Source organism: Serratia sp. SA088, from assembly GCF_049065515.1.
Lineage (GTDB): Bacteria > Pseudomonadota > Gammaproteobacteria > Enterobacterales > Enterobacteriaceae > Serratia > Serratia nematodiphila.
Map to the genome: position 1 here is coordinate 1 of NZ_JBAKGW010000009.1, position 15,928 is coordinate 15,928.

Genomic DNA, 15,928 nt, shown 5'->3' on the forward strand with positions numbered 1-15,928 from the left:
ACGTCATCCTGATCGCCACCGGCTCCGAAGTGGGCATCACGGTGGAGGCGGCGGACAAACTGACCGCGGCGGGCCGCAAGGTGCGCGTGGTGTCGATGCCGTCGACCGACGCGTTCGACAAGCAGGATGCGGCGTACCGCGAGTCGGTGCTGCCGGCGGCGGTAACGGCGCGCGTGGCGGTGGAAGCGGGTATCGCGGACTACTGGTACAAGTACGTGGGCCTGAACGGCGCCATCGTGGGCATGACCACCTTCGGTGAGTCGGCGCCGGCGGAGCAGCTGTTCGCCGAGTTCGGCTTCACCGTGGACAACGTGGTGGCGAAGGCGCAGGCGCTGCTGAAGTAAGCCGCCGGGCGCAAGCCGATAAAAAAGCCGGTCATCATGACCGGCTTTTTTTATGGGCGGAAATCGCGCTTACGACGCGGCCTTGACGCTTTCGGCGCTGCGCAACCGGTCGTAAGCCGCCGCCAGCAACAGCACCAACAGCGTAGGCTGCAGCCAGACCAGACCCTGCTCGGCCAGCGGCAGCTTATCGAACCAGGCGGGCAGCAGGCCGCTGAAGCTTGAAGCCTTCAGGCCATCGGCCAGGCCGAACACCAGGCTGGTGGCGATCACCGGCGCGAAGACGCGCCTGGCGCTGCGCCAGCGGTTCTGGCTGAAGCTGAGCAACACCAGCGCGATGCAGGGCGGGTAGATCGCCGTCAGCACCGGCAGTGAGACGCGGATCAGATTGGCCAGCCCCATGTTGGAAACCAGCATGGCGAAGAGGGCGAGGATGACCACCAGCGCGCGATAAGAGAGCGGCAGGTAGCGTGAGAAAAAGTCCGCGCAGGCGCAGGTCATGCCAACCGCCGTTACCAGGCAGGCGATGAACATCAGCACCGCCATAAAGACGCTGCCCAGATCGCCGAAGGTGTGCTGTACATAGGCGTGCAGGATTGCCGCGCCATCCTGAGCGCCATTCTCGATCAGGCTGCCGCTGCCGGCGCCGAGTTTGAACATGCAGATATAGACCAGCGTCAGGCCGACGCCGGCGATCAGGCTGGCCCACAGCGTATAACGCAGCAGCAACCCGCTGTCGCTGACGCCGCGCGAGCGGGCGGCGGTAACGATAATCGAACCGAACATCAGCGCCGACAGCGTGTCCATGGTTTGATAACCCTGCACGAAGCCGGTGGAAAACGCCGCGGCCTGATAGCTGCCGACGGCGGAGAGCGGCGCGCCTGCGGGCCAGATCAGGGCGGCGATGCCGAGCGCGGCCAGCGCCAGAATTTTCAGCGGCGCCAGAATATGGCCGACGTTATCGAGCAAGCGGCCGGGATACAGCGACACGAGCATCGCCAGGGTAAAGAACAGCAGGCTGTAGATGAACTGCGGCAGGGCGCCGTCGCCGGTGAAAGGCGCAATGCCGAGGGCGAAAGAGACATTGGCGGTTCGCGGCGTGGCGAACAGCGGGCCGAGCGCCAGATAGCAGACGGTCGCCAGCAGCAGGCCGGCGGTGCGGCCGATGGGGCCGGTAAGCAGGCTGATGCTGCCGCCGACGCGCGCCAACGCGATCACGGCGATCACCGGCAGGGCGACGGCGGTCACCATAAACCCGAGGGCGGCCGGCCACAGATGTTCGCCGGACTGCAGCCCCACCAGCGGCGGGAAAATGATGTTGCCGGCGCCGACAAACAGGGCAAAGGTCATAAAGCCCAGGGCGATAATGTCTTTCGGGGATAAACTCTTGGTCATAACGGTATGGCACTGCCTGTATTCATGAAATAAACGGCCCGCCTGCAGAGGGCTGGCGCGTGGGGCAGCGAGCGCCCGCAAAAATTTTCGTCCGGCAGGATATAATAATTCGGCGACAAAAACCTGATTAATCCAGCGCTGTTTATCCTGGCGTGAACCGGCCGCACAGAGGGATCATGGCGGCCGGCCCGGCAGCGCGTTAGCTCGCGCGCGCCACCATGTCTATCGACAGCGGGATTTCGATATGCGGCTTGAAAGAGTCATACGCGAAGGAGACGTGGCCGTCTTCGACCGGTTTGCGGGTGAAAAAGATCAGCATATCGCGGGTTGAATCCTTACGTTTGTCCTGCGCTTTCACCGGAGAGAGGCTGTGTTTGCGCTCGTGGTCGACAATCAGCAGGGTGTCGAGGAAATGCCGATGCTGTATTTCGCCCAAAATCCATTCCGGCCGGGCCCGATCGAATTTGATCCCGCTGGTTTCGCGCATATCGTGAATAAAGGTCTTGGCGCTGTCGTCGGTCATGTTGTCGCAGCCGAGGAAGGTTGTCATGGTGTGGTCGACGCCGTCGCTGTGCACGCCTTCCAGCGCCGGTTCGCCCAGCATCTGCGGCGTGGTGACGGTGCGCAGGTTGAATACGGTGCAGACGAACTTGTTGATCTTCTGATTAAGCCGGGGGCGCGGCGTCACGCCCACGCCATCGATCACGTAGGCTTTGAATTTCATCAGCGCCTGAAAGGCCGTATTCAACTGCAGATCGTCGTTGATGCCGCGGAAATGGCGCACCTTTCCTGAATCGTAGCGGATGAAGTCTTCCTCGACCGAGAGCACGAAAGGTTGGAACTCCAGCCGCTCAATCCGGGCGCGATCGAAGTCGAAACAGAAGCGGCCGTTTCTGGACTTGCGGAAAGGCAGCGTGGGATCATCCGCCAGATTGGCGCTGACCTGCTGCAGCCTGGCGAAATCTTCCGGCCGCGCGCCCAGCGCCAGCAGGATTGCCTGCATGGTAGCGCCGGGGATAAAGGCTGAACGGTGTTCCTGGTATGCCTTCTTAACTTCATCAAGCAGAGATAACTGTCGCATTTCTCGGTGGCCTCACGAATGATGGGGCGGTTATAAAATCTTGCTGCCGATCTCCACGTCGAAATCGGGTTTCAGCAAGACGGTGCCTTGATCCCTGGTGACCGCGGCAAGAACCAGCACTTCGGATTTAAATCCGGCAACCCGCCTGGCGGGGAAATTAACGACGGAGATGACTTTTCTGCCAAGCAGGTCATCTTCCTGATAGTTTTCGCATAATTGTGCCGAGCTGTTTTTAATGCCAATTTCCTCGCCGAAATCAATGCGCAGCTTATAGGCGGGTTTTAACGCCTTGTCGTTATATTCCACGGAAATAATTTCGCCAATACGCATATCCAGTTTCATAAAGTCAGTGATTTCGGCCATGAGTCAGTCCCGTTAATTAAATGGCTTCAGAAAGGCTAGCAAAGGGGAATTATCCCGACAATGTCGCCAAGAGGGGAATATTTACACCCGATGTAGCAATTAATTTACATTGTCGTAACGTAGCGTAATTAATTATAAGCTTGATGAATTATATGAAATTGAAACTTCATTATTCACCGGTAATTATGTGCACCATCTGAACTTGGGCGTCCGCTCGGCACTGTTAAGCCCGTGTTAAATTGGTTAGTATGCCTTTATTCATCAACCGCATTTTTTCAGGTAGTGATATGGAAATAACCCCGCGTGAAAAACGCGATCGGCGAAAGGCATTTATCGCGCCGTTTTTCCTGATATTAATTTGGTCGACGGGTTTTATTGCCGCGCGGGCGGTGGCGGATCATGCCGATCCCAACCTTTTCCTGACCTTTCGCTTTTTGATCGCCGCCGCGGTATTCGCTTTGCTGGCATTGCATTGCGCCTGGCCCAAGGGGCGGCAGTTCGTGATGCACCTGCTGACCGGCATGTTGATGAATGGCGTTTATCTCGCTGCAAGCTGGTGGGCGGTAGCGAACGGCCTGGCGGCCGGGGTGATGTCGCTGATCGGCGGCTTGCAGCCGCTGTTCACCGCGCTGATTTTCGCGTTGGTGCTGCGCAAATCGATAGGGTTGCGCTCCTGGGCCGGGCTGGCGATCGGCTTTATCGGCGTTGCGCTGGTGCTTTCTCCCCGGCTGACCGGCATTGATGTCGGCAATATGGCGCTGTTGCCGATCCTGATGGGGTTTGGCAGCATCGTCGCGCTGACGATCGGCATCATGGTGCAGAAGTCTTCGCTGGCGGCGGCCGATCTGCGGGCGGCGGGCGCCATTCAGCACCTCGGCGCGGCGATCGTGACCGGCGCGTTGGCGGCCGTGATGGGCTCCGGCGCCTGGGACAATTCGCCGACGCTGTGGTTCTCGCTGCTGTGGTCGGCCGGCGTGTTGTCGCTGGGCGGCACCGCGCTGTTCATCTGGATGGTGCGCCACGGCGATTTGACTCGCATTACCGCGCTGATGCTGCTGGTGCCGCCGGCGGCAGCGCTGCAGGCTTATGCGCTGTTTGGCGAGGCGCTGTCGCTGGTGCAGTTGGCGGGGTTTGCCCTGACCCTGCTGGGGGTCGCCATCGTACAGCGAATTCGCCTGCTGCGGCGTTCTCGCCTGGCCGAATAGTTTGCGACTGGAAGCGCCGTAAAGCCCGCGCTGCCGGGCTTTTTATTGGCTGAAAAACGTCCAACCTCACAAAACCGAAAGATAACAAAGCAACGCCGTTGCCTCGTCACAGTTATTAACTATATGTTAATTTTTAGTTTATTAAATGTGATCAGGGGATGGATGATGATGATGAAAAAAATCAGCGCGACCGTAGCGGCAATCACCTTGCTGGGCTCCGTTTCCGCCTATGCGGCCTTCCCGGCGGGCTACCCCGCCGACTATCAGAAACTGGTCGACGGCGCGAAGAAAGAAGGCAAGGTGGTGATTTACTCGACCACCGACACCAAGGCGGCGGCGCCGTTGATCCAGGGGTTTGAGGCGTTGTATCCGGGCATCAAGGTCGAATACAACGACATGAACAGCACCGAACTGTATAACCGCTTTATCAGCGAGCAGGCGGCCGGCGGCACCAGTGGCGACGTGGTGTGGAGCTCGTCGATGGACACCATTTTGAAACTGGCGGGCGATTACGCGCAGGAATATGCCTCCCCCGAGCAGGCTCAGCTGCCGAAATGGGCGGTATGGCAAGAGAAGGTGTATGGCACCACCTACGAGCCGGTGGTGTTTATCTATAACAAACGCCTGATCCCGCAAGGCGATGTGCCGGATTCGCATGCGGCGCTGGCCAAGCTGATCGCCGGCCAGACGGACAAATTCAAGAAGAAAGTCACCACCTACGACATCGAAAAATCCGGCGTCGGCTTCATGCTGTCGGTGCAGGACTTCAAGGCCGATCCTAACTACTTCAAAACGCTGGCCGATGTGGCCAAGGGCGGGTTGGCGGTGCAATCCTCCACCGGCACCATGATGGAACGCGTTTCCTCCGGTGAAAACCTGATCGGCTTCAATATCCTCGGTTCATACGCCGAGGCCCGCGCCAAGAGCGACCCGTCGCTCGGCATTGTCTATCCGAAAGACTATACCCTGGTGCTGTCGCGCGTGAGCTTCATCAGCAAAGAGGCCGGCAACCCTAACGCCGCCAAGCTGTGGTTCGACTACGTGCTGTCGGAGAAAGGGCAAAATATTCTCGCCAATCAGGCGGATATCCCCTCGATCCGCAACGACATCGAAGGCAAGAACGACATCGATGGCATGACCAAGCTGTTGGGTAACGCGCTCAAGCCGATCCCGGTCGATGACAGCCTGCTGGAATATCTGCAGCCGGCCAAGCGTCTCGACTACATCAAACAATGGCGCGCCGCCGCGGCGAAATAACAGGGACTGCATTCGGACGCGCGCCTGTCGCACGGGCGTGCGCCCTTTGGTCGTCGTTTACAACCATAGGGAGCATTTATGCAAGCATGGCGCAGAAAGTGGCAGAGCCTGCCGCGCGGCCTGGTGGTGTTGATAACCGCGCTGGTTATCTATGTCCCCCTGTCGTTTATCATCATTCAAAGCTTCCTCTCGGCACCGTTTTTCTCTCCTTCCAAGGTCTTCAGCCTTGAGGCCTTCGAGTTCATCTTTACCGACCCGGATTTCTACAAGGCGCTGAAAAGCGGTTTTATTCTGGCATTCGGCCTGGTGATTATCGCCATCCCGCTCGGTGGTATTTTGGCCTTCCTGATGGTGCGCACCGATCTGCCGGGGCGGCGAATCATCGAACCGCTGATTCTGGTGCCGATCTTCGTGTCGCCGATGGTGCTGGGTTTCGGTTACGTGGTGGCGGCGGGGCCGGTAGGCTTCTTCTCGCTGTGGGCGGAGGCGCTGCTGGGCTTCGTGCCGTGGAACATCTACTCAATGGCCAGCATCGTGGTGATAGCCGGATTGACGCACGTGCCCCACGCGTATCTGTACATCTCCTCGGCGCTGCGCAGCGTGGGCTCCGACGTTGAAGAAGCGGCGCGCACCGCCGGCGCCACGCCGCTGCAGGTGATGACCGCCGTCAGTCTGCCGATGGTGCGGCCGTCTATCTTGTACGCCGGGGTGCTGCTGTTCTTCCTCGGGCTGGAAGTGTTCGGCCTGATGCTGGTGCTGGGCGATCCGGAAGGCAACCTGGTGCTGGCGACCTACCTGTACCAGTTGACCAACAAGCTGGGCACGCCGTCTTACCATCTGATGGCGGCGGTGGCGGTGGTGCTGATTTGCATCACTATTCCGTTGGTGATGCTGCAGCGCCGGCTGATGCGCACTGCCAACCGCTTTGTCACCGTCAAGGGCAAAGCCTCGCAGGCCCGCGCTCTGCCGCTGGGTAAATGGCGCTGGGTGGCCGGCGCGGTGGTGGTGTTCTGGCTGACCGTGACCATCGGCGTGCCGCTGATCGGCGTGGTGCTGCGCGCCTTTATCTCCAACTGGGGCGTGGGCGTGTCTGTCTGGGACGAACTGTCGATCAACACCTTTCGCACTATCTGGGCGCAGCCCAACCTGCTGCGCGCCATCGTCAACTCGATGGCGATCGGGGTGATCGGCGGAGCGCTGGCGGTGGCGTGCTACCTGTTTATCGGCATCGCGATGCACCGCAAGCCGGATGGCGCCACGCGCTTCCTCGACTACAGCGTGCTGGTGCCGCGCGCGGTGCCGGGGCTGCTGGCCGGTCTGGCATTCCTGTGGGTGTTCCTGTTCCTGCCGATGTGGCTGGACAAATCGCTCAAGGAAGGCTGGCTGTCGGCGTTGCCGATGGCCGAATGGCTGCGTGCTAACTGGATTGTCTGGCTGCGTTCGCTGCGCAGCACCATATTCAGCGTCTGGCTGGCCTACACCGTGGTGTGGATGGCCTACGGCCTGCGGCTGATCTCTTCCACGTTGCTGCAGGTGGGGCCGGAGCTGGAAGAGGCGGCGCGCAGCGCCGGCGCCAGCCGCGGCCAGATCACCCGCCACGTCACCATTCCGCTGTCGCGCTATGGCCTGATCGGCTCCTGGCTGCTGATGTTCCTGATTTTTGAACGCGAATATTCCACCGGGGTGTATCTGCTGTCTCCGGGCACGGAAACCATCGGCTCGATGCTGGTTTCTCTGTGGGCCGCGGGCGCTATCGATATCGTCGCCGCGCTGTCGTTCATCAATATTCTGCTGGTGGTGCTGGGGCTGGGGATCGCCTTGCGCTTTGGAGTGAAATTACATGATTGAACTTTCGGTAGAGAATCTGCATTTGACCTATGGCGACAACCCGGTGCTGAAAGGGGTGTCGATGGATCTGAAACGGGGCGAAGTGGTCTCGCTGCTGGGCCCGTCGGGCAGTGGCAAAACCACGCTGCTGCGGGCGGTGGCCGGGCTGGAGAAACCGAGCCAGGGGCGGATCGTCATCGGCAACAGCGCGGTGTACAACGGCAGCGCGCGCAGCGAAATTCCCGCCGAAGAGCGCAACCTGGGGCTGGTGTTTCAGTCCTATGCCCTGTGGCCGCATAAAACGGTGTTTGAGAACGTCGCTTACCCGCTGAAGCTGCGTAAGACCGGCTCGGCGGAAATCGCCCAGCGGGTACAGGCGGTGCTGGATCAGCTCGGGCTGGGGCATTTAGCCAAGCGGCACCCGCACCAGCTTTCCGGCGGCCAGCAGCAGCGCGTGGCGATCGGGCGTGCGCTGGTCTACAACCCGCCGGTGATCCTGCTGGATGAGCCGCTGTCCAATCTCGACGCCAAGCTGCGCGAAGAGGCACGGGTATTCCTGCGCGAGCTGATCATCAAGCTCGGTCTGTCGGCGCTGATGGTGACCCACGATCAGAACGAGGCGATGGCCATTTCCGATCGCATCCTGCTGCTCAATAACGGCAAAATCGAACAGCAGGGCACGCCGCAGGAGATGTACGGCTCGCCCACCACGCTGTTCACCGCCGAGTTCATGGGCAGCAACAACCGCTTGCCGGGCAAGGTTGTCGCGCTGGAAGGCGACCGGGCGCGCATCGAAGGCAAGGATTGGGCTCTGTGGGGCAAAGCGGGCGCAGGCGTGCAGGTCGGGCAGGAGGGCACGGCGGTGATCCGCGTGGAGCGCGTGCAGTTGGGCGAAGATCCGCAGGGCAACCAGCTTGAGCTGCCGTTGTTGACCAGCATGTATCTCGGCGATCGCTGGGAATACCTGTTCCGCACCGTGGCCGAAGACTTCGTGGTACGCGCCTATGGCCACGAGGCGCGCGATCGGGCGCTGTGCCGGCTCTCCCTGCCGGCCGAGCATCTGTGGATATTCCCGAAAGCCTAACCAGGACGCCCGCCGATGCGGGCGCTTCGTTTACAGAGTTAAACCGCTAGCGGTATACGTTTCCCGGCTGGCAACGTCGGCGAAAGTGCGGGTGACGGTCGAATTTTTGCGCGACTATTTTCGTGAGCACTATGGCGAAACGGGGCCGGCGAGCGAAAATCCGTCGCGGTCTTGAGGCCAAAAATGTGCGCCAGATCATCTTATGCTCGTAAAACTCCCCTCCGTTACCTGAGGAACTGTTGCACCTGTTCCTTTTGCCAAAACTTTGGTTTATGCTCAGCTGAAGCGTTTCAGTTGGAGCACTCTTCAACAGAAATGCCGATGTGACGGCGGTGAAAAACCGCTGAAGCGCGGGAATAATGCAAACTCGGCGATTCACAGCGGGCGGTACGATCCACTACTCTATGCGGGTTAGTGAGACAACCAGTCAGCGCCGGGCGGCGCCGGTGAGTCACCCGGCGTGGACGGCCCTTTTTCAGGAGCAGCATGACCATCCGCATAGCGATAAACGGCTTTGGCCGCATCGGCCGCAGCGTATTGCGCGCACTGTACGAATCGGGACGACGGGCGGAAATCTCCGTGGTGGCGATCAACGAGCTGGCGAACGCCGAAGGCATGGCCCATCTGCTGAAGTACGATTCCAGCCACGGCCGCTTCGCCTGGGATGTGCGGCAGGAGTGCGACACGCTGAGCGTCGGAGACGACGCGATTCGCCTGTTGCACCAGCCGGCGGTGGAGCAGTTGCCCTGGGGCGAGCTGGGCGTCGACGTGGTGCTGGACTGCAGCGGCGTGTACGGCAGCCGGGCGGATGGCGAAGCCCATCTGGCGGCGGGGGCGAAGAAAGTGCTGTTCGCCCACCCGGGCGGCAACGATCTGGACGCCACCATCGTGTTCGGCGTCAACCATCAGACGCTGCTGGCGGAACATCGCATCGTGTCCAACGCCTCGTGCACCACCAACTGCATTATTCCGGTGATCAAGCTGCTGGATGACGCCTACAGCATCGAATCCGGCACCGTGACCACCATTCACTCGGCGATGAACGATCAGCCGGTGATCGACGCGTATCACGCGGATTTGCGGCGCACCCGCGCGGCGAGCCAGTCGATCATTCCGGTCGATACCAAGCTGGCCGCGGGCATCACCCGTATCTTCCCGCAGTTTTGCGATCGCTTCGAGGCTATCTCGGTGCGCGTGCCGACCATCAACGTGACGGCTATCGATCTGAGCGTCAGCGTGAGCGCCGCGGTGAAGGTGGCGGAGGTCAACCAGCTGTTGCAAAAGGCCGCACGGGAATCATTTCGTGGTATAGTTGACTACACGGAATTACCATTGGTCTCGATCGATTTTAACCATGACCCGCACAGCGCTATCGTCGACGGTACGCAGACCCGGGTCAGCGGGCAGCACCTGATAAAGACCTTGGTCTGGTGCGACAATGAATGGGGCTTTGCCAATCGGATGTTGGATACAACACGGGCAATGGCCGCCAGCGGTTTCTAGTACGGCGGCGCCGGCGTGATTGGCGCGCTGCTCAGGCAATTTTATAGAGATTCAATAAAGAGGGTTCACCATGTCTGTAATTAAGATGACCGATCTGGATCTGGCGGGTAAACGCGTACTGATCCGCTCCGATCTGAACGTGCCGGTAAAAGACGGTAAAGTGACTTCCGACGCGCGTATCCGCGCTTCCCTGCCGACTATCGAAGCTGCGCTGAAGCAAGGCGCCCGCGTGATGGTAACCTCCCACCTGGGTCGTCCTACCGAAGGCGAGTACAACGAAGAATTCTCCCTGCTGCCTGTGGTCAACTACCTGAAAGACCACCTGAAATCCCCAGTGCGTCTGGCGAAGGATTATCTGGATGGCGTCGACGTCGCCGAAGGCGAACTGGTGGTGCTGGAAAACGTCCGCTTCAATAAGGGCGAGAAGAAAGACGACGAAACCCTGTCCAAGAAATACGCGGCGCTGTGCGACGTGTACGTGATGGACGCATTCGGCACCGCGCACCGCGCGCAGGCTTCCACCCACGGCGTGGGCAAGTTCGCGCCTGTCGCCTGTGCCGGCCCGCTGCTGTCCGCCGAACTGGAAGCGCTGGGCAAAGCGCTGGGCAACCCGGCCCGTCCGATGGTCGCCATCGTGGGCGGTTCTAAAGTGTCCACCAAACTGACCGTGCTGGATTCCCTGTCCAAAATCGCCGATCAGCTGATCGTCGGCGGCGGCATCGCCAACACCTTCGTGGCGGCGCAGGGCAACAACGTGGGCCAGTCCCTGTACGAACCTGACCTGATCCCGAACGCGCAGAAACTGCTGGAAACCTGCGACATTCCGGTGCCGACCGATGTGCGCGTAGCGACCGAGTTCTCCGAAACCGCAACCGCGACCGTGAAGCCGGCGAGCGAGATCCAGGACAACGAGCAAATTCTGGATATGGGCGACGTCTCTGCCGAGCGTCTGGCTGTTATCCTGAAGAACGCCAAGACCATTCTGTGGAATGGCCCGGTTGGCGTATTCGAGTTCCCTAACTTCCGTAAGGGCACCGAAATTGTCGCCCGCGCGATCGCCGATAGCGACGCTTTCTCTATCGCTGGCGGCGGCGACACTCTGGCAGCCATCGATCTGTTCGGTATCGCTGACAAAATTTCCTACATCTCCACCGGCGGTGGCGCATTCCTGGAATTCGTTGAAGGGAAACCGCTGCCTGCAGTCGTGATGCTGGAAGAGCGCGCTAAGCAGTAATTCAGACAACGGGAGGCGAAAGCCGCCCGTTTGTTTTATACCGCGCGGCTAACGCTGCGCGGCGTGAAAACATCGATTTACATCCATCTACGGCCGACGAAACAGGACAAAGTAACATGTCTAAAATTTTTGATTTCGTAAAACCGGGTGTCATCACGGGTGATGACGTTCAGAAAGTCTTCGCAGTTGCTAAAGAGAACAACTTTGCGCTGCCAGCGGTAAACTGCGTGGGTACCGACTCCATCAACGCAGTGCTGGAAGCCGCGGCTAAAGTGCGCGCGCCGGTCATCGTTCAGTTCTCCAACGGCGGCGCAGCGTTTATCGCCGGCAAAGGCGTGAAGACCGATGTGCCTCAGGGCGCTGCGATTCTGGGCGCTATCTCCGGCGCACACCACGTTCACCAGATGGCTGAACACTACGGCGTGCCGGTGATCCTGCACACCGACCACTGCGCGAAGAAACTGCTGCCATGGCTGGACGGCCTGCTGGACGCCGGCGAGAAGCACTTCGCCGCTACCGGCAAACCGCTGTTCTCTTCCCACATGATCGATCTGTCTGAAGAATCTCTGGAAGAAAACATCGAGATCTGCAGCGCCTACCTGAAGCGCATGGCCAAAATCGGCATGACGCTGGAAATCGAACTGGGCTGCACCGGCGGTGAAGAAGACGGCGTGGACAACAGCCATATGGACGCTTCCGCGCTGTACACCCAGCCGGAAGACGTGGCTTACGCGTACGAAAAACTGAACGCCATCAGCCCACGCTTCACCATCGCAGCCTCGTTCGGTAACGTGCACGGCGTGTACAAGCCAGGTAACGTTAAGCTGACTCCGACCATCCTGCGCGATTCTCAGAAATACGTTTCCGAGAAATTCAACCTGCCGCATAACAGCCTGAACTTCGTGTTCCACGGCGGTTCCGGTTCCAGCGATGCGGAAATCAAAGAGTCCGTCAGCTACGGCGTGATCAAGATGAACATCGACACCGACACCCAATGGGCGACCTGGGACGGCATCCTGCAGTACTACAAAGCGAACGAAGCTTACCTGCAGGGCCAGCTGGGCAACCCGAAAGGCGCCGATCAGCCGAACAAGAAATACTACGATCCACGCGTCTGGCTGCGCGCAGCGCAGACCAGTATGGTGACGCGTCTGGAGCAGGCCTTCAAAGATCTGAACGCGGTAGACGTTCTGTAATCTTCGCCAGCTGTTGCACTATGCAAAAGGCTCCCTGCGGGGAGCCTTGTTGTTTATGACAAGCCTGATGGCGTTGCCTGGCTCGCCGTTGGCAAAATATAAAAAATAAGGAAAATCAATTTATTGATTTTCGGCTGATGATCACAAAGGAGGAAAAACCACGTTTTTTCCTCCTTTGTTTGTGATTAACAGGCTCCCTGCGGGGAGCCTTTTTCGTTTTCAGCTCAGCAAGCCGGCGCCGACGTTGATAGACAGGCCCAGGATCAGCATGTTGAACGCGAAGGAGATCACCGACTGCAACAGGGTGATCTTGCGCACCTCTGCCGCGCCGACCGCCACATCGGCGGTCTGCGACGCGACCGCGATAGTGAAGGAGAAGTAGGCGAAGTCCAGATAGGTCGGCTCGGTAAGGTTGCCGGGGAACAGCAGCGGCAAAGGATCCTGCTGTGCGCCCTGGCGATAAAACTGATGAGCATAGTGCATGGTGAAGGCGGTCGGCAGCAGCAGCCAGGAAACCGCCAGCGTTCCGCCGGTTAGTGCCAGATGCAGGGTTTTCAGCGAGTCGCTGGCCTGTTTGGCGCTGCTCAATTCGAACAGGATCGCCAGAATGCTCACCAGACAACCGAAACTGACCAGCGCCAACACCGTGCTGGCGCTTTCGTCCTGCCGCCGGGCGATCTGGCGAATGTGCTGCGGCGTGCTGACCAACATCAGCCGCCAGAGAAACAGCAGATAGAGCCAGGCCAGCGTATTCCAGCCGATCATCAAACGCTGCAACAACGAGAGCTGGGCGGGCAGCAGCAGGAAGCACAACAGCCCGGCGCCGACGGAAAACAGCAGCCTGGGCCGCACTTGCCAATAGTGTTTAAGCGAAGAGCGAATGTGCATGAAGAACGGATCTCTTGTCGTGAAATGGCCAACGCGCTGTTTTCAGCATAGAAGAAGCGGCGGGCGGTTTCGGCTATTTTTAACGCTGACGGTTGGCATGAGCCTTTAATGTTGGTTACCCTTAGGCGGTGGTTTCCTACTGGCTGCCGAAGCCAGTGTATTTTTGCGAGTTTCTCCCGTTAGGGACTGAGTTAGGACGACACGAATGAAAGATTTGAATGTAGTAGACGGCATCAACGGTGCCGGCGACTGGTTGGTGAAGAACCAGGATCTGTTGATCCAGTATGCGGTGAATATTGTCGCCGCCATCGTTATCCTGATCATCGGTTCGATCGTGGCCCGCGTGGTCGGCAATGCGCTGAACCGCGTAATGAAGCTGCGCGGCATCGACGCCACGGTGGCGGACTTCCTGTCGGCGATCGTACGTTACGGCGTGCTGGCGTTCACCTTCATCGCGGTGCTGGGGCGCGTCGGCGTGCAGACCACCTCGGTGATCGCCGTGCTGGGTGCCGCCGGTTTGGCCGTCGGCCTGGCGCTGCAAGGCTCGCTGTCCAACTTCGCCGCCGGCGTGCTGCTGGTGATCTTCCGCCCGCTGCGCGTGGGTGAGTATGTCGATCTGGGCGGCGTGGCCGGTACCGTCGATCAGGTGCAGATTTTCTCCACCACCCTGCGTACCGCAGACAACAAAACCATCGTGGTGCCGAACGGTAAAATCATCGCCGGCAACATCATCAACTATTCCCGCGAACCGAACCGCCGCGTGGACATCGTGGTAGGCGTGGCCTACAACGCCGATATCGACGTGGTGAAGAAGGTGTTGGGCGACGTGATCGCCGCCGACAAGCGCATCATGCACGCCAAAGGCGTAACCGTGCGTCTGAACGAGATGGCGCCGTCCTCTCTGAACTTCGTGACCCGTTCCTGGACCACCAACGCGGAATACTGGAATGTGTACTTCGATCTGATGGAAAACTTCAAGCGCGCGCTGGATGCCCACAACATCGGCATTCCGTTCCCGCAAATGGACGTGCACCTGTATCGCACCGAAGACGCTTCCGCCAAGGCGGAATAACGCAGAAGGGGGCCTTGGCCCCCTTTTTGATTGCAGGCCGAGACGTCACTGATGGCGTCTCGGCCTTTTATTTTCCGCGAGTTCAGATGCCGGCCGCCGGTTCGGTGAGCGGCGCGCGGCGGCGCAGGCTGAGGCGATAAAGCAGGAAGATGGCGGCTGCGCCCAGCAGCGCCGGCAGCGCCAGCCAGAGGAAGAACACTTCCGGCGAACCGGCGGCGGTCATCATCCAGGCGCCGAGCATCGAGCCGACGATCGAGCCGAAGCGGCCATTGGCCATGGCCCAGCTGACGCCGGTCACGCGGGCTGCGGTCGGGTAAAGGGTGGCGGAAACCAGATTCAGGCCGTTTTGCGCGCCGGCCACGCCGAAGCCTATCAGGAACACGACGGCGGCCAGCGTGTATGCGTCGCCCATCAGGTAACCGGTAGCGCCGATCACCAGCGCGGCGCCCAGGTAGGAGAAGGCCAGCACGCGATAGGGCCCGACCCGATCCATCAGCAGCGCCATCAGGATGGCGCCCAGGGTGCCGCCGAGCGGCACCATCGCGCCGATGCGCGAGGCGTGGGCGATATCGAAACCGGCGTCTTTGAGGATCGTCGGCAGCCAACTGGTGAGCAGGTAGAACACGAACAGCGAACAGAAGAATGCCGCCCACAGCAGCAGGGTGCGCACGGCGCGCCCTTCGATAAACAGGTGCGAGATCGGCGACCTGGCCTGCGCCGGGCGCTCGTCATCGACAATGGGTCCCCCCGTCCAACGCTGGCCGGTGATACGCTCGACCACCCGGCGCAGCCGATCGGCATGTTTGGCGCTGGCGGCCATAAAGCGCACCGACTCGGGCATCTGCCAGGCCAACAGCGGCAGCAGCGCCAACGGTGCAATGCCGCCGACCAGCAGCAGGCCGCGCCAGCCGAACGCCGGGATGATCTGCCCGGCCAGCAGGCCGCCCAGGGCCAGCCCGGCGGTAAAGCCGCTCCAGCTGAGGGTGACCAGCAGCATGCGCCGGCGCGCCGGTGAGTACTCAGAGCTGAGGGTGATGCAGGTCGGTATCGCGCCCCCGAGGCCAATGCCGGTGATAAAGCGCAACCAGGTCAGGGATTCGATCGAATGCGCATAGGCTGAAGCCAGGGTGCAGCCGCCAAACACCAGCACCGCGACGAGCAGCACGCGTTTGCGGCCGATGGCGTCGGCGATCGGCCCGAACAGCAGGCTGCCGATCAGCAGACCGAACAATCCCGCACCGAAGGCGGGGGAGAGCTGCGCTGGCTGCAGACCCCACTCTTCGCGCAGCGCCGGGGCGATATAGCCGATGATGGCGGTATCGAACCCGTCCAGCAGGGCGATCAGGAAACACAGGGCGAGGATGAGGATTTGATAAGGCGAGATCTTGGCGCGATCGATAATTTCGCTGATGCGAGCGGTATCTGGGCTCATGAGGGTTCCACTGTTATTAAGCTGGTGTGGGCTGGCTGAGGGGCCGTTCA

At 60.2% G+C, this 15,928-nt stretch carries 14 protein-coding genes and 1 pseudogene; 10 read left to right on the plus strand and 5 right to left on the minus strand.

The genetic code is table 11. The annotated features are described in order from the left end of the window. On the plus strand, positions 1–344 hold a 344-nt coding region (locus ACOWVD_RS20360; protein WP_421105754.1), incomplete at its 5' end, for a transketolase-like TK C-terminal-containing protein. A 69-nt stretch (positions 345–413) separates the two neighbouring features. On the opposite strand, the gene brnQ is transcribed toward ACOWVD_RS20360, so the two are convergent. The 3 genes from brnQ to ACOWVD_RS20375 all read right to left on the minus strand — a co-directional run bounded on the left by brnQ (position 414) and on the right by ACOWVD_RS20375 (position 3,180). Further along, a complete protein-coding gene (gene brnQ / locus ACOWVD_RS20365; protein WP_164095826.1) occupies positions 414–1,736 on the minus strand; it encodes a branched-chain amino acid transport system II carrier protein in 1,323 nt (440 codons plus the stop codon). 199 nt (positions 1,737–1,935) lie between these two features. Then, positions 1,936–2,817, minus strand: a complete 882-nt coding sequence (locus tag ACOWVD_RS20370) for a 2OG-Fe dioxygenase family protein (RefSeq protein WP_015379003.1) — start codon at positions 2,815–2,817, stop codon at positions 1,936–1,938. 30 nt (positions 2,818–2,847) lie between these two features. Then, entirely contained in the window at positions 2,848–3,180 is a 333-nt protein-coding gene (locus ACOWVD_RS20375) for a tRNA-binding protein (RefSeq protein WP_004931561.1), read from the minus strand. 287 nt (positions 3,181–3,467) lie between these two features. Here ACOWVD_RS20375 and ACOWVD_RS20380 point away from each other — a divergent pair, with 287 nt between their 5' ends. From ACOWVD_RS20380 to fbaA, 8 genes and pseudogenes are all read left to right on the plus strand, one after another. After that, positions 3,468–4,385 (plus strand): DMT family transporter, encoded by a 918-nt coding sequence (locus tag ACOWVD_RS20380; RefSeq protein WP_004931563.1) that lies wholly within the window; start codon positions 3,468–3,470, stop codon positions 4,383–4,385. Between the two features lie 168 nt (positions 4,386–4,553). Next, positions 4,554–5,642: an ABC transporter substrate-binding protein gene (locus tag ACOWVD_RS20385; RefSeq protein ID WP_041922370.1), complete on the plus strand. Its 1,089-nt coding sequence runs from the start codon at positions 4,554–4,556 to the stop codon at positions 5,640–5,642. Positions 5,643–5,720: 78 nt separating this feature from the next. Next, the gene (locus ACOWVD_RS20390; RefSeq protein WP_004931567.1) at positions 5,721–7,490 is read left to right on the plus strand and encodes an ABC transporter permease; all 1,770 of its coding nucleotides are present in this window, start codon (positions 5,721–5,723) and stop codon (positions 7,488–7,490) included. Continuing rightward, positions 7,483–8,553, plus strand: coding sequence for an ABC transporter ATP-binding protein (locus ACOWVD_RS20395; protein WP_049240099.1), 1,071 nt, complete (start codon positions 7,483–7,485; stop codon positions 8,551–8,553). The genes ACOWVD_RS20390 and ACOWVD_RS20395 overlap by 8 nt, the downstream gene beginning before the upstream one ends. A gap of 49 nt (positions 8,554–8,602) precedes the next feature. Beyond that, positions 8,603–8,728, plus strand: a pseudogene (locus ACOWVD_RS20400) (LysR family transcriptional regulator); the annotation flags it as partial. Positions 8,729–9,039: 311 nt separating this feature from the next. Next, positions 9,040–10,056, plus strand: a complete 1,017-nt coding sequence (epd, locus tag ACOWVD_RS20405) for an erythrose-4-phosphate dehydrogenase (protein WP_004931582.1) — start codon at positions 9,040–9,042, stop codon at positions 10,054–10,056. Between the two features lie 70 nt (positions 10,057–10,126). Next, the gene (gene pgk / locus ACOWVD_RS20410; protein WP_015378994.1) at positions 10,127–11,290 is read left to right on the plus strand and encodes a phosphoglycerate kinase; all 1,164 of its coding nucleotides are present in this window, start codon (positions 10,127–10,129) and stop codon (positions 11,288–11,290) included. 116 nt (positions 11,291–11,406) lie between these two features. Beyond that, positions 11,407–12,486: a class II fructose-bisphosphate aldolase gene (gene fbaA / locus ACOWVD_RS20415; protein WP_004931586.1), complete on the plus strand. Its 1,080-nt coding sequence runs from the start codon at positions 11,407–11,409 to the stop codon at positions 12,484–12,486. A 219-nt stretch (positions 12,487–12,705) separates the two neighbouring features. On the opposite strand, the gene ACOWVD_RS20420 is transcribed toward fbaA, so the two are convergent. After that, positions 12,706–13,374 carry a DUF1345 domain-containing protein gene (locus ACOWVD_RS20420; protein ID WP_044030526.1) on the minus strand — a complete coding sequence of 223 codons (669 nt, stop codon included), beginning with the start codon at positions 13,372–13,374 and terminating at the stop codon, positions 12,706–12,708. A 205-nt stretch (positions 13,375–13,579) separates the two neighbouring features. On the opposite strand from ACOWVD_RS20420, the gene mscS reads away from it, so the two are divergent. After that, entirely contained in the window at positions 13,580–14,446 is an 867-nt protein-coding gene (gene mscS / locus ACOWVD_RS20425) for a small-conductance mechanosensitive channel MscS (RefSeq protein WP_015378992.1), read from the plus strand. An 82-nt stretch (positions 14,447–14,528) separates the two neighbouring features. On the opposite strand, the gene ACOWVD_RS20430 is transcribed toward mscS, so the two are convergent. Continuing rightward, positions 14,529–15,878: an MFS transporter gene (locus tag ACOWVD_RS20430; protein ID WP_306377670.1), complete on the minus strand. Its 1,350-nt coding sequence runs from the start codon at positions 15,876–15,878 to the stop codon at positions 14,529–14,531. Positions 15,879–15,928: the final 50 nt, after the last annotated feature.